19 protein-coding genes are annotated in these 19,439 nt (G+C 62.9%); 8 read left to right on the plus strand and 11 right to left on the minus strand.

The window, feature by feature from the left end; translation table 11 throughout:
• Positions 1 to 431 precede the first annotated feature (431 nt).
• From MESS4_RS23465 to MESS4_RS23480, 4 genes are all read left to right on the plus strand, one after another.
• A complete protein-coding gene (locus MESS4_RS23465; protein WP_006336378.1) occupies positions 432 to 1,460 on the plus strand; it encodes a sulfate ABC transporter substrate-binding protein in 1,029 nt (342 codons plus the stop codon).
• A gap of 23 nt (positions 1,461 to 1,483) precedes the next feature.
• On the plus strand, positions 1,484 to 2,335 hold the full coding sequence (cysT, locus tag MESS4_RS23470; protein ID WP_006336379.1) for a sulfate ABC transporter permease subunit CysT: 852 nt from the start codon (positions 1,484 to 1,486) through the stop codon (positions 2,333 to 2,335).
• Positions 2,328 to 3,212 (plus strand): sulfate ABC transporter permease subunit CysW, encoded by an 885-nt coding sequence (gene cysW / locus MESS4_RS23475; protein ID WP_006336380.1) that lies wholly within the window; start codon positions 2,328 to 2,330, stop codon positions 3,210 to 3,212. Before cysT ends, cysW begins: the two co-directional genes overlap by 8 nt.
• A 72-nt stretch (positions 3,213 to 3,284) precedes the next feature.
• Positions 3,285 to 4,325, plus strand: a complete 1,041-nt coding sequence (locus MESS4_RS23480; RefSeq protein WP_006336381.1) for a sulfate/molybdate ABC transporter ATP-binding protein — start codon at positions 3,285 to 3,287, stop codon at positions 4,323 to 4,325.
• Between the two features lie 9 nt (positions 4,326 to 4,334).
• Here the strand turns inward: MESS4_RS23480 and MESS4_RS23485 are convergent, their stop codons facing one another.
• Both MESS4_RS23485 and MESS4_RS23490 read right to left on the minus strand, forming a co-directional pair.
• Positions 4,335 to 4,733 carry a type II toxin-antitoxin system VapC family toxin gene (locus tag MESS4_RS23485; protein ID WP_006336382.1) on the minus strand — a complete coding sequence of 133 codons (399 nt, stop codon included), beginning with the start codon at positions 4,731 to 4,733 and terminating at the stop codon, positions 4,335 to 4,337.
• Entirely contained in the window at positions 4,733 to 5,005 is a 273-nt protein-coding gene (locus MESS4_RS23490) for an AbrB/MazE/SpoVT family DNA-binding domain-containing protein (protein ID WP_006336383.1), read from the minus strand. Before MESS4_RS23490 ends, MESS4_RS23485 begins: the two co-directional genes overlap by 1 nt.
• A gap of 278 nt (positions 5,006 to 5,283) precedes the next feature.
• Between MESS4_RS23490 and MESS4_RS23495 the strand changes: the two genes are divergently transcribed.
• The 3 genes from MESS4_RS23495 to MESS4_RS23505 all read left to right on the plus strand — a co-directional run bounded on the left by MESS4_RS23495 (position 5,284) and on the right by MESS4_RS23505 (position 8,135).
• Positions 5,284 to 6,270, plus strand: a complete 987-nt coding sequence (locus MESS4_RS23495) for a sulfate ABC transporter substrate-binding protein (RefSeq protein WP_006336384.1) — start codon at positions 5,284 to 5,286, stop codon at positions 6,268 to 6,270.
• 248 nt (positions 6,271 to 6,518) lie between these two features.
• Complete coding sequence (locus MESS4_RS23500; RefSeq protein ID WP_006202816.1) at positions 6,519 to 6,968, plus strand: Rrf2 family transcriptional regulator; 450 nt, start codon at positions 6,519 to 6,521, stop codon at positions 6,966 to 6,968.
• A 9-nt stretch (positions 6,969 to 6,977) separates the two neighbouring features.
• The gene (locus tag MESS4_RS23505) at positions 6,978 to 8,135 is read left to right on the plus strand and encodes a hypothetical protein (RefSeq protein WP_006336385.1); all 1,158 of its coding nucleotides are present in this window, start codon (positions 6,978 to 6,980) and stop codon (positions 8,133 to 8,135) included.
• Here the strand turns inward: MESS4_RS23505 and MESS4_RS23510 are convergent.
• From MESS4_RS23510 to MESS4_RS23550, 9 genes are all read right to left on the minus strand, one after another.
• Positions 8,130 to 8,645, minus strand: a complete 516-nt coding sequence (locus MESS4_RS23510) for a gluconokinase (protein ID WP_006336387.1) — start codon at positions 8,643 to 8,645, stop codon at positions 8,130 to 8,132. The genes MESS4_RS23505 and MESS4_RS23510 overlap by 6 nt on opposite strands.
• A 44-nt stretch (positions 8,646 to 8,689) precedes the next feature.
• Entirely contained in the window at positions 8,690 to 9,676 is a 987-nt protein-coding gene (locus MESS4_RS23515; RefSeq protein WP_006336388.1) for an ABC transporter permease, read from the minus strand.
• Positions 9,673 to 10,653, minus strand: a complete 981-nt coding sequence (locus MESS4_RS23520; protein WP_006336389.1) for an ABC transporter permease — start codon at positions 10,651 to 10,653, stop codon at positions 9,673 to 9,675. Before MESS4_RS23520 ends, MESS4_RS23515 begins: the two co-directional genes overlap by 4 nt.
• Positions 10,650 to 12,197 (minus strand): sugar ABC transporter ATP-binding protein, encoded by a 1,548-nt coding sequence (locus tag MESS4_RS23525; protein ID WP_006336390.1) that lies wholly within the window; start codon positions 12,195 to 12,197, stop codon positions 10,650 to 10,652. The genes MESS4_RS23520 and MESS4_RS23525 overlap by 4 nt, the downstream gene beginning before the upstream one ends.
• A 70-nt stretch (positions 12,198 to 12,267) precedes the next feature.
• Positions 12,268 to 13,392, minus strand: coding sequence for a sugar ABC transporter substrate-binding protein (locus tag MESS4_RS23530; RefSeq protein WP_006336391.1), 1,125 nt, complete (start codon positions 13,390 to 13,392; stop codon positions 12,268 to 12,270).
• Between the two features lie 303 nt (positions 13,393 to 13,695).
• Positions 13,696 to 14,724, minus strand: a complete 1,029-nt coding sequence (locus MESS4_RS23535) for a LacI family DNA-binding transcriptional regulator (protein WP_006336393.1) — start codon at positions 14,722 to 14,724, stop codon at positions 13,696 to 13,698.
• Positions 14,725 to 14,893: 169 nt separating this feature from the next.
• Positions 14,894 to 16,048, minus strand: a complete 1,155-nt coding sequence (locus MESS4_RS23540) for an MFS transporter (RefSeq protein ID WP_244441197.1) — start codon at positions 16,046 to 16,048, stop codon at positions 14,894 to 14,896.
• Between the two features lie 301 nt (positions 16,049 to 16,349).
• Positions 16,350 to 17,093 carry a FadR/GntR family transcriptional regulator gene (locus tag MESS4_RS23545; protein WP_006336410.1) on the minus strand — a complete coding sequence of 248 codons (744 nt, stop codon included), beginning with the start codon at positions 17,091 to 17,093 and terminating at the stop codon, positions 16,350 to 16,352.
• Between the two features lie 123 nt (positions 17,094 to 17,216).
• Positions 17,217 to 18,113, minus strand: a complete 897-nt coding sequence (locus MESS4_RS23550) for an NAD(P)-dependent oxidoreductase (protein WP_006336412.1) — start codon at positions 18,111 to 18,113, stop codon at positions 17,217 to 17,219.
• Between the two features lie 118 nt (positions 18,114 to 18,231).
• Between MESS4_RS23550 and MESS4_RS23555 the strand changes: the two genes are divergently transcribed.
• Positions 18,232 to 19,164: an NAD(P)-dependent oxidoreductase gene (locus MESS4_RS23555; protein ID WP_006336413.1), complete on the plus strand. Its 933-nt coding sequence runs from the start codon at positions 18,232 to 18,234 to the stop codon at positions 19,162 to 19,164.
• Positions 19,165 to 19,439 lie beyond the last annotated feature (275 nt).

Here is a 19,439-nt window from a genome sequence, read left to right on the forward strand (position 1 = left end):
CGGATGTCGCCATCGTTTTCGCCAATCACCAAAGTTGGAGAGCAAGCGAGGCGGCGAAGCTGCCAATCTCCCCCCTTGCGGGGAGATGACCGGCAGGCCAGAGGGGGGTGGGAAGAAACGCATGCCCGCGAATGGTGGCACTACACGCTCGAACACGAACCGTTTCCAAAGCAGCGCTTCGATTTTCCGATCGCCGCCGAATAGCCCACCGACTCGCACCCCTCCCGCACTCCTGCGCCTTGCCGAAGCGTTGGCTGTTTCTAGATAGATCGTCTGGGCTGGGAGCCCGCACGCCACCGCTGGAGGAAAATGTTTCCTCACGATGTGCAATACCGGCGAAAAATTGCTTCAGAGGGGCAAAAAAGGCAACGTTGAATGCATCTAATTTCTATCAATTCGGTAGAGTTCGGCCATTGTCAACGGAGGCGGAAATGACCAAACCTCATTTCAGGAAACTGCTCGGCGCGCTGGTCGCCACATCTGTCCAGTTCGGCACGCTCGGTTTCGCGTTTGCCGATACCACCATCCTCAATGTGTCCTACGATCCGACACGTGAGCTCTACAAGCAATTCGACGAGGCCTTCGCCGCGAAATGGAAAGCCGACACCGGCGAGACCGTCACCATCCAGCAGTCGCATGGCGGGTCGGGCGCCCAGGCCCGCGCCGTGATCGACGGCCTCGACGCCGACGTGGTGACGCTGGCGCTCGAAGGCGACATCAACGCCATCGTCACGAAATCAAAGAAGATCAATCCCGACTGGCGGACGAAATTCGAGAGCAATTCGGCACCCTATACCTCGACCATCATCTTCCTCGTCCGCAAGGGCAATCCGAAGGGCATCCACGACTGGGGCGATCTGGTCAAGGACGGCGTCCAGGTCATCACGCCAAACCCGAAGACCTCCGGGGGCGCGCGCTGGAACTATCTCGCGGCCTGGGCCTATGCCAACGCCCAGGATGGCGGTGACGAGGCCAAGACCAAGGAATTCGTCGGCAATCTCTTCGCCCATGTCCCGGTGCTCGATACCGGGGCGCGCGGCTCGACCGTGACCTTCGCGCAAAAGGGCCTGGGCGACGTGCTGCTGGCCTGGGAAAACGAGGCCTATCTGGCGCTCGACGAATTCGGCGCCGACAATTTCGACATCGTCTACCCGCCGACCTCGATCCTGGCCGAGCCGCCGGTCGCCGTGGTCGACGCCAATGTCGACGCCAAGGGTACGCGCAAAGTCGCCGAAGCCTATCTGAGCTACCTCTATTCCAAGGAAGGCCAGACGCTGATCGCCAAGAACCATTATCGCCCGTCGAAGCCCGATCTGGTGCCCCCGGAGGATCTTGCCAAACTGCCTGAGATCAAGCTGATCACCATCGACGATCCGCTTTTCGGCGGTTGGAAGAAGGCGCAGCCTTATCATTTCGGCGACGGTGGTATATTCGACCAGATCTACAAGCCGGCCCAGTAAGCTAAACTCTAGATCAGGACGACATGACCACAGCACCTGCCAAGGCGGGGTGGCGGTTCAGACAGCCGAGCGTCATTCCGGGTTTCGGATTGACGCTCGGCTTCTCGCTTGCCTACCTCACGCTCATCATCCTCATTCCCCTGTCGGGGCTGATCTGGCGATCGGCCGCGCTCGGCTGGGCCGACTTCTGGGCGATCGCCACCGACCGCCGCACCATCAACGCGCTTGAAATCAGCTTCGGCACCGCCTTCATCGCCGCCGCCGTCAATGTCGTGTTCGGCACGATCGTCGCCTGGGTGCTGGTCCGCTACAACTTTCCCGGCCGCCGCATCGTCGATGCCATGGTCGACCTGCCCTTCGCGCTGCCGACGGCAGTGGCCGGCATCGCGCTGACCACGCTCTACGCGCCGAACGGCTGGGTCGGCAGCCTGCTGGCGCCGCTCGGCATCAAGGTTGCCTATACGCCGCTCGGCATCGTCATTGCGCTGATCTTCATCGGCCTGCCCTTCGTCGTGCGCACCGTCCAGCCGATCATGGAGGAAATCGACAAGGAGGTGGAGGAAGCGGCGGCCACGCTTGGCGCCAACCGCTTTCAGATCATCTCCCGGGTGCTGTTTCCGGGCCTGGCGCCGGCCATCGTCACCGGCTTCGCGCTGGCCTTCGCGCGCGGCGTCGGCGAGTACGGCTCCGTCATCTTCATCGCCGGCAACCTGCCCTACAGATCCGAGATCGCGCCGCTGCTGATCGTCATCCGGCTGGAGGAATACAACTACGCCGCGGCGACCGCGATCGCGGCGATCATGCTCGGCCTGTCGTTCGTGATGCTGCTGGTCATCAACCTGGTGCAGTCGTGGAGCCGCAAGCGCTATGGCTGACCCGGTCATCAAATCCTACACGCCTCACCACGAAAGCCAGTCCGCGGCGGTGACCGAAAGCTTTGGGGCACGAAGCGTGCTGATGATCGTGGCTTTTGCCTTCCTCGGCATTTTCCTGCTTTTGCCGCTGATCATCGTCTTCAACGAAGCCTTTTCGAAGGGCGTCGGCGCCTATACGGAGGCGCTGGGCGACCCCGATACACGCTCGGCGATCCGCCTGACGCTGCTGGTGGCGGCGATCTCGGTGCCGCTCAACGTCATCTTCGGCATCTCGGCCGCCTGGGCGATCGCCAAGTTCGAATTCAAGGGCAAGGCCTTCCTGACCACGCTCATCGACCTGCCCTTTTCGGTCTCGCCTGTCATTTCCGGACTGGTCTATGTGCTTTTGTTCGGTGCACAGGGCCTGCTCGGCGGCTGGCTGAAGGCGCATGGCATCGTCATTCTGTTTGCCGTGCCGGGCATCGTGCTGGCCACCATCTTCGTCACCTTCCCCTTCGTCGCCCGCGAACTGATCCCGCTGATGCAGGAGCAAGGCAATGGTGACGAGGAGGCAGCCCTGTCGCTCGGCGCCAATGGCTGGCAGGCCTTCTGGTACGTGACGCTGCCCAACGTCAAATGGGGATTGCTCTACGGCGTGCTCTTGTGCAATGCCCGCGCCATGGGCGAGTTCGGCGCGGTGTCGGTCGTGTCGGGCCACATACGCGGGTTGACCAACACCATGCCGCTGCATGTCGAAATCCTCTATAACGAGTACAACGCCGTCGGCGCCTTTGCCGTCGCATCGCTGCTTGCCGGCCTGGCGCTGGTGACGCTGGTCTTGAAAACACTTCTCGAGATGCGCTACGGCGCCGAGATCGCCGCGACGCGCGGACACTGACAAAATGCATGTCGCCCAAAAGTGGGAACCGGTTTTGGGACAACGACTTGCATCAACTACAAAGGGATTTGCATGGAAGTTCGCGTTGCCAACGTGCGCAAGGAGTTTGACCGGTTTCCGGCTCTTCGCGACGTTTCGTTGGACATCAAGTCCGGCGAACTGATCGCACTGCTTGGCCCCTCGGGCTCCGGCAAGACGACGCTGCTCAGGCTGATCGCCGGGCTCGAGCGGCCGACGAGGGGAAAAATCTTCTTCGGCGAGGAGGATGCCTCGCACAAGTCGATCCAGGAACGCAATGTCGGCTTCGTCTTCCAGCATTATGCGCTGTTTCGCCATATGACGGTTGCCGACAATATCGGCTTCGGCCTCAAGGTCCGGCATGGGCCGACACGCCCATCGGCGCAGGAAATCCGCCGCCGCGCCTCCGAGCTTCTCGACCTCGTCCAGCTTTCGGGCCTCGAAAAGCGCTATCCGGCGCAGCTTTCGGGTGGCCAGCGCCAGCGCGTGGCGCTGGCGCGCGCCATGGCGATCGAGCCGCGCGTGCTTTTGCTCGACGAGCCGTTCGGCGCGCTCGACGCCCAGGTGCGCCGGGAACTGCGTCGCTGGCTGCGCGATATCCATGACGCCACCGGCCATACCACCGTCTTCGTCACCCATGACCAGGAAGAGGCGCTGGAGCTTGCCGACCGCGTCGTGGTGATGAGCCAGGGCCGCATCGAGCAGGTCGGCACCGCCGATGAAATCTACGACACGCCGAACTCGCCCTTCGTCTACGGCTTCATCGGCGAATCGAGCTCGGTCCCGGTCAAGGTCGAGGATGGCCAGGTCTGGATCGCCGACCGCCCGATCGGGCTCTCCGCGCCGCAGGCGCCGGAAGGGCAAGCGACGCTTTTCTTTCGCCCGCACGATGTCGAATTGGTGGATGGCTGCAGCGGCTGCATCGCCGGCACGGTCGCCGCCAGCCGCCGTGTCGCCGGCACCAGGCGCGTGGAACTCGAAATCGGCGGCGACCGCCAGCGCGTCGAGATCGAGCTGCCCGTCGACCATCCGGCGGCGCAGAAAAGCCGCGTGGCATTCCGGCCGCGGCGCTGGAAGCTTTTTCCTGCCGCTTGATCCAGGGCATTACGCCAACCAGTTTTCGACCATCAGACCCCTGATCCGGGTGAACTCTCCAGTGTTGGCCGTCACCAGCGTAGTGCCCAGGACACAGGCGTGGGCAGCAATGAAAAGGTCGTTGTGGCCGATGGTCTGACCCATGCCTTCCAGCTCGGCGCGAAGTGCGCCGTACTCCGCATCCACCGGCACATCGAGCGGCAAGACAGGAATCTCAGCCAGCAATTCCTCGACCTTCCCAAGCAGCTTGGCCGAGCCCTTCCTGCCGCAGCCATATCGCAGTTCCGAGGCGACCACGATGCTGGTGCACACGGCGGCGTCTCCCTCTCGCGCCATTGCCCTTGCGGCTCTGCCAGCCGGGTTTCGGATCATGTCGCTGATAATGTTCGTATCCAGCATGAACCGCATTAAAAAATTTCCTCGGATTTGACAGGTGTATCGTTGATCTCGGGGAAGTCGTCCTCAGGACCGAGCGGCGGCTCTTTGGCCCATTGGGCAAGCAGCGCGGTGAGGCCGGCTTTGCGGACCGGCTCGATGACAAGGCGGTCGCCTTCACGGCTGATCAGGACCTTTTCGCCGGGGAGTTCGAACTCGACGGGAATGCGCACCGCCTGACTGCGGTTGTTGCGGAAAAGCTTCGCCTCTTTCGGCGGCGTTGTTGAATAGCGGTGCCGGGGCATGGCGAGGGCTCCTTTGTATATGCCATTTGTATATGCCATATAGCGCTTCGATGCAATCGTTTTCGCCTGCAATTGGCCGGCCCAGGAACGACTGTGCACGCGCACGACAAGACGCCCAGAAGACTCTGCTTGGAAGAAAATCCTACCAACCGGCTGTTTCGGCAACGGTTTTTCTAACGACGTCGCCATGGCTCCGCCTTGCATGCCTCGTCGCGTCGGGCACCGGCTGATTATTCTTGGGCATTCGATAAACGGCATTTTTCAAGGAGCCTGTTTTCATGAAGCGATTTTTGCTTGGCGTCGCCACTGCGGCCGGCCTGTTCCTCGCATCCTCCCAAGCCTGGTCGGCCGACAAATTGCTGAACGCTTCCTACGATGTCGGCCGCGAACTCTTCGCGCAGGTCAACAAGGCTTTCATCGCCGGACACCCCGGCGTCAGCATCGATCAGTCGCATGCCGGAACGTCGGCGCAAGCACGCGCCATCGCCGAGGGCCTCGGCGCCGATGTCGTTACTTTCAACCAGGTCACCGACATCGATTTCCTGGTCAAGAAGGGCCTCGTCTCCGCCGATTGGCAGAAGGATTTCCCTAACAACGCCTCGCCCTTCTATTCGCTGCCGTCCTTCCTGGTGCGCACCGGCAATCCCAAGCACATCAAGGACTGGAACGATCTCGTACGCGACGACGTCCAGGTGATCTTCCCCAACCCGAAGACCTCGGGCAATGCGCGCTACACCTATCTCGCCGCCACGGCCTACGCCAAGGAAGCCTTCAAGGGCGACGACGCCAAGGTGAAGGAGTTCGTGACCAAGCTGTTCAACAACGTGCCGATCTTCGATACTGGCGGGCGCGCTGCAACCACGACCTTCGTGCAGCGCGAGATCGGCGACGTGCTGATCACCTTCGAGTCGGAGACGCGCGGCATCCGCAAGGAGTATGGTGGGGACAAATTCGAGCAGGTGACGCCCTCGGTCAGCCTGTTGGCCGAGTTTCCGGTGGCGATCGTCGACACGGTCGCCGACGAGCACGGTACGCGCGATCTCGCCAAGACCTACCTCGACTTCCTCTATACGCCGGAGGGCCAGAACATCCTGGCCGAGAATGGCAACCGGGTTCGCGACCAAGCCGTCGCCTCCAAATACAAGGCTGAGTTTCCCGATGTCCGCCTGCTGACGGTGGAGGATGTCTTCGGCGGTTGGGACAAGGTGCAGGCCGAGCATTTTGCAGCCGGCGGGCTGCTCGACCAGACCTATGGCAGCCGCTAAGGTTTTCTATCCTCAAGCCAAGCAAAGAAAGCCGGCAGTTGGCCGGCTTTCTTTGTTTTTATGCCTGGAAATGCAGTTTCCGGGTCGCCTGCCGTCCAAAACGTTACAAAGAATCAACGCGTTTGTGTTTAACCTGCCATCCGACAGCTTGTTTTGCGCGAAACCGCACCGCGCGGTCAAAACGTCATGATTTGCACACAAACAACCGCCAGATGCGGGCGGTTGGGGTTTCATGAACTGAATCGGGCATGCTTACCAAAAAAGGCAAATACGGGCTCAAGGCCCTCGTGCATCTCTCCGGTCTGCCGGTCGGCCAGCTTGCATTCGTCAATGACATCGCGGTCGCCAACAACATCCCGAAGAAATTCCTGGATGCCATCCTGGGCGAATTGCGCAATGCCGGCTTCGTCCAGAGCCGCAAGGGCAAGGAAGGCGGTTATCGCCTCGCTCGGCCGGCCTCCGAGATCAAGATCGGCCATGTCGTGCGCGTCCTCGATGGACCGCTGGCGCCAATCCCTTGCGCCAGCCGCACCCAGTACCAGCGCTGCGAGGATTGCGACGAGGCGACCTGCCAGGTCCGGCACATGATGCTGGAAGTGCGGCAGGCGATCGCCGAGGTGCTGGACAATCGCAGCCTCGCCGCCATGCGCGACGCCGACAATGACGATTTTCCGGTCGAACTGACGTCACAGATATAGATCGATCGGATGAGGCTGCCGTGGTTCGCAAAATCAGGGAAAGCCGATCGGAAGAGACCATCCGCCGCCAGCTACCGCACTGAAATCATCGCCGACGTCATAGTGCCGGATCGCGCCGAGCCTGTCCGGTTCTTCAGCCGCAAACTCATCAGCCCGGCAAAACTGCGCCGTTTCTCCAACAAGGATTTTCGCGAAAGCCTGTTGTTCGGCTTCTATCTCGGTGTTGCGACAATACTGCCGGTCGCCTGGTGGGCGCCGATCTGCCGCTTTGTGTCAGGACTTCGGCTGAAGCGCCACATGCGCAAGGACTTTTCGCGCTACGCCGCCGCGACCCAGGCGGTGCTTGGCAAAGACATCGATGCAAAGAAGCTGTTCAGGGCCCTGCTCGCCGCGAACCACCGTCGGCGCCTGCTGCTTGCGGTGCATGTGGTCCGCACGCGCTGGTCGCCGACGATCCGGCTGGAAGGCCTGGAAGGCTTGCAAGCGGCGCTGAAACGCGGCCGAGGCGCCATCGTCTGGTGCGATCAGTTCACCGCCCAGACCATCATCGGCAAGCGGGCGCTGCATGAGGCCGGTGTCGAAGCCCATCAGGTGAGCGTCGACTTTCACGGCATCTCCGACACGACATTCGGCTTGCGATTCCTCAACCCGCCGCTGGTCGCCGTCGAAAACCGCTTCCTGAAAAGCCGGGTCGTTTTCGAACGCGGCGACGCCTATCAGGTGACAATCCGCATGCAGAAGATCCTGAAAGACAACGGCGTCGTCCTGATGACCAACAACATCCATGCCGGTTCGACCTTCGCCGAAGCCGGCATCGGGGAAAGCGGCTGGACCCATCTCGCCTCGGCGCCCGCGAATTTCGCTGCACGGGGCGGCACGGCGCTGTTTGCCATGTCGACCTTCGAGACGGTTCCGTTCCGCGAATATCGGGCCGCCATCAGCCCCGAACTGAGGCCGGCGCAATCGCAGCCGGCGCCGATTGTGCCCAAGACAAAGGAGATGGGTCCCAAGAACATGGCGTTGCAGGCGCACTACATCCTGCTCAAGCGCGACCGCCTGCTGGAGGCTCTGAAAGATCATCCCGAGCAGATGATGGTGTGGGCCAGCCACCAAAGGTTCACCGAGCGGTCGGGTGTCGTCGCAATCGACAATGATGCCGGCTCATGAGTTCGCCTCGCCAAGCAGGCTAACGGCAGAGGCTACAATGTCTCCGACCGGCCGCGTGGCGTCGAGCGTCAATGCCCGCTCGTCCGCTGCCGGCGCCTCAAGCGTGGCGAACTGGCTGTCGACCAGGCTCGCCGGCATGAAATGGCCCGGGCGGGAGCCGACACGCTGCTTTGCGGTCGCAGGATCGATTTCCAGATAGAGGAAAACGATGTCCTTGCAAAAACCGCGCAGGCGCTCGCGGTAACTGCGCTTCAATGCCGAACAGGCAGCGACGACACCCTGCCCGCTGGCGACCGATACAGCGATGCGCTGGCCGATCGCGTCGAGCCAGCCTTCGCGCAAGGCGTCGGTGAGCGGCTCGCCACGCGCCATACGCGCGACATTCTCGGGCGGGTGCAGCCTGTCGCCCTCGACGAAGGCGGCCCCCAGCACTGCTGCCAGCGCTTCGCCGACGGCGGATTTGCCGCAACCCGCGACGCCCATCGCCACGACGGCCGGCGCGGGCCGCATGGGGCCCCTCCGGACTTGTTCCGCCTTTTCGTTCACGATGCGGATCAGCGGCTTGCCGGCGCGCGGCCGTAGAGCAGCAGCATGGCGACGATGACGACGCCATAGATGATCTGCCGCCCCGCCTCCGGCATCTGCATGACGGAAAGGATGGATTGCAGCAGTGTGATCAGGATCACGCCCGCGACCGTGCCGAGATAGGAGCCGCGACCGCCAAGGATCGAGGTGCCGCCGAGCACCACCGCTGCGATCGACGGCAAGAGATAGGCATCGCCCATCGACTGCGCCGCCTTGGAGGCATAGCCGGCCAGAAGCACGCCGCCGAAAGCGGAGAGCCCGCCGGACACGGCAAAGGCGATCATCACCACCCGCCTTGTATCGATGCCTGAGAGGTAGGCGGCGCGCTCGCGGTTGCCTATGCCATAGACGGCGCGGCCGAAACCGGTGCGGGTCAGGACGAAAACCATCACTGCACCGATCAGCGCCCAGATGATGACCGCGTTCGGCAGTCCCGGAATGGCAAAGCCGGTCGCCAGATAGCGCATCGCTCCGGTTGCCGAGTCCTGCGGCGAGAACCCGCCCGTGTAGACCACCATCAGCCCTTGCGCGACGGCATTGGTGGCAAGCGTTATGATCATCGAGGGAATGCGCAGATAGGCGACGCCAATACCGTTGACGATGCCGATCAGCACACCGCAGAAGATACCGAACGGAATGGCCAGCGCCACCCCGGCCGAGCCATAGGCCGCCGCCGCGCAGGCCATCATGGCGCCGACAGCCACCGACCACGGCACCGACAGGTCGATCTGGCCGAGCAGGATGACCAGCATCATGCCGGTTGCGATGACGCCGAGAAACGAGGCCACCTTGAGCTGCTGCAGCAGATATTCGGGCGACAGGAAGCTGCGTGAGTAGAGACTGCCGACAAACAGCAGCAGCACGATGCAGGCAAAGGCGGTCAACACCGCCGGATCGGCGCGGCGAATGAATTTCGGCATGCGGCCGGCAATATCCCCGATCGTCGTCTCGCTCACAGGAACCACTCCAACCGGTTGCGGACCCGAAACAGGGCGAAGGCGCCGAGGCTGACCGCGATCAGCAGGATGACACCCTGGAACAGCGGCTGCCAGAGCGGATCGAAATCGAAGACGAACAGCAGGTCGCCGATGGTGCGGAAGGCGAGCGCGCCGAAGATCGCGCCGATGGCGCTGCCCTTGCCGCCGAACAGCGAAACGCCGCCGAGCACGACTGCGGCGATGGAAAACAGCGTGTAGGCATTGCCGCTGGCATAGGCGGCATCGCCGGTATAGGTGAAGAACGTCAGGAACAGCCCGCCGATCGCGGCAAGCAGACCGGCCAGCGCATAGGCGGCGAACTTGCCGCGGCGGATCGGCACGCCGGACATGTAGGCAGCCATCTCCGACGATCCGGCCGCGTAAGCCGCGCGGCCGAGCACCGAGCGGCTGAACGGTACCCAGACCAGGAGCACGACGGCCAGCAGCACCACCAGGCTCGCCGGCACCACGCCGAACAGGCGCCCGGTCAGCGCGTCGGCGAGATCCTCGTTGACCGAGCCGCCCGGAAAGGGCCTGAGCAGCAGTGCGATGCCAAAATAGACCGCACCCGTGGCGATGGTGGCGACAATCGGCTGAAGCCGTCCATAGATGACGATGGCGCCGTTGATCGCCCCGCACAGCAGTCCGGTACCAAGCACCGCGACGACCCCGAAGGCGGTTTCGATACCGGTGCCGATGACCAGCCACGAGGCCAGGCAATTGGTCAGCGTGAAGATCATGCCGATAGAAAGATCGATGCCGGCGGTGATCACCACCAGCGTCTGCGCCATGGCGATGAAGGCAAGCAGCACGCCCTTGTTCGAAGCCGTCTGCACGACATTGGCGGTGAAGCCCGCCGGATGGTTCGAGGTGTAGATGACGAACATGACGATGAAGATGCCGAAGGCGAGCAGCGTTCCGCGCTGCTCGGCAAGCCAGTAGCGCCAGTCTTTCACGCGTCTGCTCCCTGCTTCAGGCTGGTGTCATCGCCATGGATGTTGAGGGCGCTGGCGATCAGGGCCCGCTCGGTGATCTCGGCGCCGACCAGCTCGCGCTTGACGGCTCCGTCATAGAGCACCAGCACCCGGTCGCAGCAGCCGATCAGTTCGTCATAGTCGGTGGAGTAAAAGAGGATCGCCGCACCTTGATCGGCGAGCTTGCGCATCAGCTGATACAGTTCCTGCTTGGTGCCGACATCGATGCCGCGTGTCGGATCGTTGAGCAGGATGATGCGCGGCTGCCGCATCAGCCATTTGGCGATGACGACCTTCTGCTGGTTGCCGCCGGAAAGTGCTGCGACCGGAATATCGAGGCCTGCCGTCTTGATCGCCAGGAGACCGACCATGTCGTCGATCAGCCGCTGCTCGGCGGCGCGATCGATGACGCCGGCCCTGGACAGCCGGTCGAGTGCCGCGAAGGAGAGATTTTCGCGCACCGTCATCGGCAGCATCAGGCCTTCCGTCTTGCGGTCTTCCGGGATCAGCGCCATGCCGATCCGGTCGTCGCGCGCGGCGGTCGGACTGGCGATGGCCACCGGCTTGCCGTCGATCAATATCTGGCCGGACAGGCCGCGCAGCACGCCGAAGAAGGCGAGCAGCAATTCGCGCTGGCCCTGGCCGTCGAGACCGCCAAGGCCGACGACCTCGCCTGCGCCCACCGTGAGCGAGACATTGTCCAGCCGGTCGGTCCAGGAGAGCTTGCGGGCCTCCAGCACGGGAGCGGCGTCAGCCTGCGCACGCACCGGCTTCGGCGGGAAGATATGGCTGTATTCGCGGCCGATCATCAGCTCGACGACTTCGTTGTCGGTCTTCGAGCCTGCCGCATAGCTCGCGACATTGCCGCCGTTGCGAAACACCGTGCACTGGTCGGCAAGCTCGGCGATCTCGTTCATCCGGTGCGAGATGTAGAGCAGCGCCAACCCTTCCGAGCGCAGCCGCTTCAGCACGCCGAAGATCTTGGCGACGTCGGCCGCCGTCAGCGCCGAGGTCGCCTCGTCGAGGATCAGGATGCGCGGCTTCCTGGCCAGAGCCTTGGCGATCTCGACCATCTGCCTTCTTGAAAGAGGAAGATCCTTGACCAGCGCCAGCGGGTGGATGTCGGCGGCGCCCGCGCGCGCCAGCGCCTCCTCCGCGATGCGGCGCTGCGCCTTGCGGTCGATCATGCCGAAGCGCTGGGGCGGATCGGCAATGACGATGTTGTCGGCGACGCTGAGTTCGGGGACGAGCGACAGCTCCTGAAAGATGCAGACGATGCCGGCCTGGTTAGCGGCGGCCGGCGAGGCGAAGGTCACCTCGCTTCCGTCCAGCATCATGCGGCCTTCGTCGGGCGCGACGACGCCCGCCATGACCTTGATCAGTGTCGATTTGCCGGCGCCGTTTTCGCCGAGGATGGCGTGGATGCTGCCTGGCGTGACGGACAGCTCGGCCTTTTCCAGCGCCCGCACGCCGCCATAGCGCTTGGATATGCCTTCCATGCGGAAGAGCGGAACCGCTCCGTCCATCGGCCCCTCCCAAGGCGCTTGTTCTTCGGGACCGGCGCCGCGGGGTGCTCCGCGGCGCCGAGCGATCAGTCTACTGGTTTTCCTTGCTCTGGCCCATGATTTCCTGCGCGGTGAAATTGATACCGCAGGTCGGGAACGAGTTACCGACGAAGAAATTGTCGGACTGGTCAGGGAAATAGTCCTGGCCTGCCTTGAAGTTCGGATCCTCGACGATCGCCAGCGGCAGCTTGACCGCTTGCGGGACGACCTGGCCTTCAAGTGCTGCGATCGCTGTCTTGATGGCAACCGCCACCTGCGCCGGGCCGGTACCGGCCGACGAGCACTTCAGCCCGTCCGCGGCAAACTTGGCGCAGAACTTGCGGAAGCCATTCTCGGTCTCGCCGCCGAACGGCACGAAGGGATGCTTGGCGTCGATCATCGCCTGCACGATGCCGGTATCGCCGCCCTGACCGGTGACGCCATCGAAGGGACCGTTGGTGGCGATGGCATCGGCCGAAGCCTTTTGCGCCACGCCGTCATCCCACTTGCCGACGACCTCGGTGACTTCCCACTTCTTGCCGGAAGCGTCGAGAACCTCATGGATGCCATTGTGGCGGTCGGTGTCGACCGATGTGCCGGCAACGCCGCGCACTTCGAGGATCTTGCCACCATTGGGCACATGCTTGATCAGCCAGTTGCCCCACAGCTCCCCGAGACCCTTCTGGTCGACATTGACGTTGATGGCGTCCTTGGTGTCGAGGATGTTGTCGAAGGCAACCAGCACGACGCCGGCTTCCTTGGCGCGCTTGATAACCGGCCCGAAGGCGGTGGGGTTCTGCGCGTTGACGACGATCGCGTCATAGCCGGAATCGATGAAATTGTTGATCGCCGAAATCTGGGCCGGCACGTCTTCGCCGGTCGAGACGACCTTGAATTCCTTCAGCTTCGCCGCGACGTCGGGCTGCGCCGCATAGGCCTTCGCCGTCTGCACCATCTGGATGCGCCAGGTGTTGGCGATATAGCCATTGGCGAGCGCGATGCGGTAAGGGCCTTCCTTCTTGGGGAACTTGAAGAACTGCGTATCGGCCGCCCATGGCGCGAAGCAGTCCGGCTCGGCCGCCGGCCCCTTGACGATTTCGGGATCGGCGATCGCCGACGAGCTCAACATGGCGAATGCAGCGGCGGCAACGATGCCACCAACAAGTGACTTGATCATCGATATTCCTCCCAGTTGCAGTTCTGATTGTTGTTAACAGCCATGACAGTTCACGCGTCTGACCAGGCACCTCCCGCCTTGCCGTCGCGCTCTTGAGGTGGGCCGGTTGCCGGCCCGACATCCTCTCCTTGTGATCCCGCAAGCAGCAACAAAAACTATCATATTATACATAATAAACAAGTATCAGCTGTCGCTTATGTATAATAAACAGGCTTTGGGCCCCATCGCGATTTTGTGCCGACGCTGGATGGTAGCGCTACCATGACGGCGTGTAAAGGATCATTGTGCTATATCCGGAAAGCGTCAGCGCGCCGTGCTCTCGCGCCGAATAAGCTCGAAGCCGAGGTCGACCACCCGCTGCTCCGGCCGTTTCCCCGCAATCGCCGCCAGGGCCATGGCGACCGAGCGTCGGCCGATTTCATAGCGGTAGGTGCGGATGCTGGTAATTGATGGGAACGCAGACTGCATCATGTCGAGATCGTTGAAGCCGACGATGCCGATGGTCTTCGGCACGGCGATCGCAGCGCGGTGGCACTCGAACAGTACACCGAGCGCGATATCGTCGTTGTTGCAGAAGACGCCGTCGAGCGCCGGCATCTTGGCCAACGCGTCACGGAATAATTCGCGCCCGAGCGTCACGCTCGACAACACTGGCGTGGTGGTGACCAGCCGTGCATCGAACAGGCCGGCAGCTTCCATTGCCGCGCGATAGCCGGCGAGACGCCGCTGCGATCGCGGGTCCATGCGCGCACCGATGAAACCGATCCGCCTGTAACCCGCCTCGATCAGATGCTCCGTCGCCGTGCGTCCGCCGTCGAGATGCGAGAAACCGACCAGCATGTCGACAGGATCGGGTCCGGTTTCCATGACCTGCACCACCGGGCAGCCGGCTGTCTCCAGCAATTTTCGCGCGGTCGGCGTCTGGTCGATGCCGGCCACGATCAGGGCTGCCGGGCGCTGCGAGCCAAACACCTGCAACAGCCGTTCTTCCTCGAGGCCGGAATAATGCGTGTTGCCGAGCTGGACGCGGAATGGGCCATCCGACAGGCTGTCATAGATGCCGCGCACCACTTCGGCGAAGACGTTATTGGTGAGCGACGGCACCAGAACGCCGAATACCTCGGCGCGCGCCGAGGCCAGAGCGCGTGCATTCGGATCGGGTACATAGCCGAGTTCGTCGACGGCAGCCCGGATCTGACGCCGCAGATCCTCCGAGACACGTTCCGGATCGCGCAAGGCGCGCGACACGGTGATGGCGCCGACGCCGGCCTTGCGCGCGACATCGGCGATAGTGGGGCGGCCGCCGCCACGGCGCGAGCGCGGCTTGATCATGGCCTTGTTCCCGGCACTGCGCCTTTGCCAACGCACCGTCGCGGCCTTGTCGCCATGCTCATCCGGCTTCCTCGCCACATTTTGTCGGCTTGGCGTCGCGCAGCCTCTGTCCGTTGTCAAGCCGACGGTCCGTGGCGACTTTCACGCCCGGACGGCTGGCTTCAACTCCTCAGGCCATCGCCATCGCGCTGCGGCGCGCCTTCCACATCAGAAGCCCGACGGCCACCAGGTTCACTAGGTTCCAGGCGGTGCCGTTCAGGAAGGCGGCGGCGTAGGAGCCAGTGAGGTCGTAGATCCAGCCCGACATCCAGCCGCCGACCGCCATGCCGAAGATGGTCGCCATCATGACGATGCCGACACGCTGGCCGGCCTCCTTGGCTGGCATGTAGTCGCGCACGATGATCGCATAGCAAGGCACGATGCCGCCTTGCGACAGGCCGAAGACCAGCGAGACGACATAGAGCGAGGCGAGCCCGTCGAAGGGGATGTAGAACAGCAGCGACAGGCATTGCAGCACCGAGCCGATGAGCAGGGTTTTCACCGCGCCGATGCGATCGGCCAGAAAGCCGGACGCCAGCCGGCTGACGACGCCCGCCGCCAGCATGATCGACAGCATGTCGGCGCCTCGCGCCACGCCGTAGCCGAGATCCATGCAATAGGCGACGATATGGACCTGCGGCATCGACATCGCCATGCAGCAACCGAAGCCGGCGACGACGAGCAGCACCTGCAGGGCCGCCGGCGACAGCGAGATCGGCTGGACCAGTCGGCGGCCGGGTGAACCGGGAGCAGCGGCAAGTGGTGCGCCGCGCCTGAGCAGCAGTACCAGCGGCACCATGGTGGCGAGGCAGACGATGCCGATCGCGGCATAGGTGAAGCGCCAGCCTTCGCTCTGCATGACATAGGGCATCGCCGTCGGCCAGATTGCCCCGGCAAGGTAACTGCCGGAAGCGGCCGCCGTCACCGCCACGCCACGCCGGCGGTTGAACCAGTGCGAGATGTCCGCGATCAACGGACCGAAGATCGCCGACGTGCCGACACCGATCAAAAGCCCCTGGGCAAGGGTGAACCCAAGGATCGATGTGGTCAGCGACGCGAGCAGGAAACCGGCGCCGAGCGCGATCGAAGCTGTCAGCGCCGGAATCCAGTAGCCCATGCGGTCGATGGCGCGTCCGACCAGCAGATTGCCGAGAGCGAAGCCGACCATGGTCGCGGCATAGGGCATCGATGCCGCGGCGCGGTCGACGCCGAATTCGGCCTGCACGGCGGGCAGCACGACGACCACCGCCCACATGCCGACGCCACCGATTGTCGCCAGCAGCATCGAGATGGCGAGCCGCACCCAGGCGTAGGCGCTGTCGATACCGGGGCTGCTTGCCTGGCTGGCGGTTGTGGTCAAAGACGTTTCCTGTCCGCGGTTTTTTAGAAATCGACCGGTTCCTTCGCCACTATCGGCCCATTCGCGGCGCGGAGCAGCGCCACATCAGGCAATTCCGTGGCTCCAGGGCTGAGCAGTTCCTCTCCTGGAACCGTCAACGCCGTGCGGACACAAAAAGACGAACTGCGCGCCACCTTCGGACGCCCGAAGGAAGGAAAGCGCAAGATGGCGTAAGCCGAGTATCGAGCTACCTCGACCTGATGACGACGTCGGTATTGGCCAACAGTTTGCGCACGGCATTGCGCGCCGCATCCGGCCGCTGCAGGCGAATATTCTTCTCGATCGCCTCATGCAGCTTTTGCGCATGCTGCAAATCGTCCAGCTCCCGCGTCGTATAGGCGAACAGATGATCGAAAGCCGATTCGATCAGCACGCCGAGCGGCACCAGCAGATCGTTGCCCGACGCCCGCAAGATGGCCAGATGAAAGCGCGTGTCGGCACGGGTGCGCTCCTGCAGCGTCGCCGCCTCGCCCATCTCCCGGCAGGCCTGGCTGATTTCGGCCATCTGCTCGTCGCTGCGCCGCATGGCGGCGAAGGCGCTGGCCTCCGGTTCGATGATATGGCGGAATTCCTGCACGGTTTTCAGGAAAACCTCGCGGTCGGGCGATGTCGCGTACCAGGCGAGCACATCGCGGTCGAGCAGGTTCCAGCGTTCCCTGGGTTCGACCCAACTGCCGATCTTGGGGCGCGATGCCAACAGGCTTTTCGCCATCAGCATCTTGATGGCTTCCCGCACCGCCGAGCGGCTGACATCGAAGGTCTCGGACCATTTGGCTTCGTTGGGCAGGATGGTTCCCGGCGGATAGTCGCCGCGCACGATCCTCAAGCCGATCTCGTTGGCCAGCGAGGCATGCACGCTCGACCCGGGAATGCGGGCCACATCGGCCCGGCGGACGGCCGCCGGACGTTCGGCGGGAGCCGCACCGGCCAATTTTTTCCCTTGTTCGGCTTTCCGTCCCGCATCTGTCCCAGAAAGTCCGGATTTCAAAGCCTGTCAAGCACAGGACCGCAAAGCCCGCTTCTGTGCACGGATCAGCCCCGGATCATCACTTGATCAAGCCTTCTTGACGTATCTCCGCCAGCTATGCTCAGGGCGGAAGCCAAGCACATCCCTCGCCTTGCGGTTGGAGAGCAGCGTCTCATATTCGCCGAGTTCAGCCTTGATTGGCACGTCGGGATAAAACCGCTTTAGCAACTCGGCTGTCGGCAGATCGGACGAACAATCGTCATTGGCGGCGTTGAACACCTGATAGCCAAGCCCGTCCCTTTCGATCGCCCGCAGCGTGATCTGGCCAAGGTCGCGCGCATCGATGTAGCTCCAGGCGATGCGCTTGCGGAAACCCGGATCGGCGAACCATTTCGGAAACAGCTGGTATTCATGCGGCTCGATGACGTTGCCGATGCGCAGGGCATAGATGTCGGTGCCGTTGCGTTGCGCAAACGCCCGCGCCGTCTTCTCATTGACGACCTTGGACAGCGCGTAGCTGTCCATCGGATCGACGTCGTAGTCTTCATCGAGCGGGAAATATTTGGGGTCGCGCGGCTCGTTGGCGAACACCAGCCCGTAGGTCGTCTCGCTGGACGCGATCACCACCTTGCGGATGCCGAGCTTCACCGCCGCCTCGATGACATTGTAGGTGCCGAGCGCATTGATGCGGAACACCTCGTTGTCGGTTGTGATCATGATGCGTGGGATGGCCGCGAAATGCACCACGGCATCGACCGGCTGCGCGCGCAACGACGGATCGAATTCGTGCAGGCCCATATAGCTCGACAGCGCGTTGAACACCTGCCCGCTGTCGGTGATGTCGGTGATCAGCGTGCGCACCTTGGGATTGTCGAGCGGCCTGGTGTCGATATTGAGCACCTGGCAGCCATGCTCGACCAGATATTGCACGACATGACGCCCGGCCTTGCCGCTGCCACCGGTGAACATGATCCGCTTCGTCATTTTGCTCTCCACATCGCTTGGGAATTATGTGTATTGTCAGACAATATTGCATTCTGCAACCACCTGCGGCAAGAACGGCAGCACCATTATCGATAATTTCCAGACAGGACAAAACGACATGACCACGACTGCCGCGAGCGAAAAGATCGGCTTCATCGGCCTTGGCCTGATGGGGCATGGAATCGCCAAGAACATCGTCGACAAGGGCTATGCGCTGACGTTTCTCGGCCGCAAGAACCGCAAACCCGCGGAAGATCTGCTTGGCCGCGGCGCCAAGGAAGCAGCCACCTCGCGCGACGTGGCTGCGGCATCCGATATCGTCTTCATCTGCGTCACCGGCTCGCGCGAGGTGGAAACCATTGTCCGCGGCCCCGGCGGCCTCAAGGAGGGCTTGAAGAAGGGCTCGGTCGTCGTCGACTGCTCGACCTCCGATCCGGTATCAACGGTGGCCATCGCCGCCGAACTCAAGGCGCTCGGCGTCGACTATGTCGATGCCCCGCTCAGCCGCACGCCGAAGGAGGCCTGGGAAGGCACGCTCGACGCCATGGTCGGCGCCTCCGACGCGGTCTTTGCCCGCCTCAGGCCGGTGCTCGACACCTGGGCCGGACGCATCGTCCATATCGGCGGCACCGGCGACGGCCACCGCATGAAGCTGCTCAACAATTTCATTTCGCTCGGCTATGCGGCGATCTATTCCGAGGCGCTGGCACTGGCCGAGAAGGTCGGCATCTCGCCGCCGCGTTTCGACAGCGTCATCCGCAACGGCCGCATGGATTGCGGCTTCTACCAGACCTTCATGCGCTGGACGCTGGAGGGCGACCGCGACGCCCATAAATTCACTATTGCCAATGCCTTCAAGGACCTCACCTATCTCGAATCGATGGCGGGTGCGGCCGGCATAGCCAACCCGCTTGGCAATGCCACCAAGAACGCCTTCGCCGGCGCCTTTGCCGCCGGGCCCGCCGATCAATATGTGCCGATGCTGGCAACGCATGTCGCCAAGGTCAACGGCGTCGACCTGATGCCGACCACAGCGCCGCGCGTCCCATAGGGCGCGCAATGAAGGCTGCAGAGCCGACATGGAATTTCCATGAGCCCAAAAGCCTGATTCATTGCAATAGAACCATGCGCTATGGTCCTGTTGATCATCATTCCGAACCGACCTTTAGGACCATCATCTAGCGGCAAACCCAATCAGCGCAAATGGCCAAGATGGGTAGAATGTTGCCATTCGCCTCGTCGATGGGAACGAGCGAATGGCGCCAACAGCAGACATTGCGCTGTTCATCGGAAATCGGACGTTCCTGTTGACGAAGATGCCTGAAA

Source organism: Mesorhizobium sp. STM 4661, from assembly GCF_000359125.1.
Lineage (GTDB): Bacteria > Pseudomonadota > Alphaproteobacteria > Rhizobiales > Rhizobiaceae > Mesorhizobium.

Coding starts and splice junctions, on each gene's coding strand:
- MESS4_RS23465 (WP_006336378.1), top strand. CDS start 432: ATGACCAAACCTCATTTCAGGAAACTGCTCGGCGCGCTGGTCGCCACA.
- cysT (WP_006336379.1), top strand. CDS start 1,484: ATGACCACAGCACCTGCCAAGGCGGGGTGGCGGTTCAGACAGCCGAGC.
- cysW (WP_006336380.1), top strand. CDS start 2,328: ATGGCTGACCCGGTCATCAAATCCTACACGCCTCACCACGAAAGCCAG.
- MESS4_RS23480 (WP_006336381.1), top strand. CDS start 3,285: ATGGAAGTTCGCGTTGCCAACGTGCGCAAGGAGTTTGACCGGTTTCCG.
- MESS4_RS23485 (WP_006336382.1), bottom strand. CDS start 4,733: ATGCGGTTCATGCTGGATACGAACATTATCAGCGACATGATCCGAAAC.
- MESS4_RS23490 (WP_006336383.1), bottom strand. CDS start 5,005: ATGCCCCGGCACCGCTATTCAACAACGCCGCCGAAAGAGGCGAAGCTT.
- MESS4_RS23495 (WP_006336384.1), top strand. CDS start 5,284: ATGAAGCGATTTTTGCTTGGCGTCGCCACTGCGGCCGGCCTGTTCCTC.
- MESS4_RS23500 (WP_006202816.1), top strand. CDS start 6,519: ATGCTTACCAAAAAAGGCAAATACGGGCTCAAGGCCCTCGTGCATCTC.
- MESS4_RS23505 (WP_006336385.1), top strand. CDS start 6,978: ATGAGGCTGCCGTGGTTCGCAAAATCAGGGAAAGCCGATCGGAAGAGA.
- MESS4_RS23510 (WP_006336387.1), bottom strand. CDS start 8,645: ATGCGGCCCGCGCCGGCCGTCGTGGCGATGGGCGTCGCGGGTTGCGGC.
- MESS4_RS23525 (WP_006336390.1), bottom strand. CDS start 12,197: ATGGACGGAGCGGTTCCGCTCTTCCGCATGGAAGGCATATCCAAGCGC.
- MESS4_RS23530 (WP_006336391.1), bottom strand. CDS start 13,392: ATGATCAAGTCACTTGTTGGTGGCATCGTTGCCGCCGCTGCATTCGCC.
- MESS4_RS23535 (WP_006336393.1), bottom strand. CDS start 14,724: ATGATCAAGCCGCGCTCGCGCCGTGGCGGCGGCCGCCCCACTATCGCC.
- MESS4_RS23540 (WP_244441197.1), bottom strand. CDS start 16,048: ATGCTGCTGGCGACAATCGGTGGCGTCGGCATGTGGGCGGTGGTCGTC.
- MESS4_RS23550 (WP_006336412.1), bottom strand. CDS start 18,113: ATGACGAAGCGGATCATGTTCACCGGTGGCAGCGGCAAGGCCGGGCGT.
- MESS4_RS23555 (WP_006336413.1), top strand. CDS start 18,232: ATGACCACGACTGCCGCGAGCGAAAAGATCGGCTTCATCGGCCTTGGC.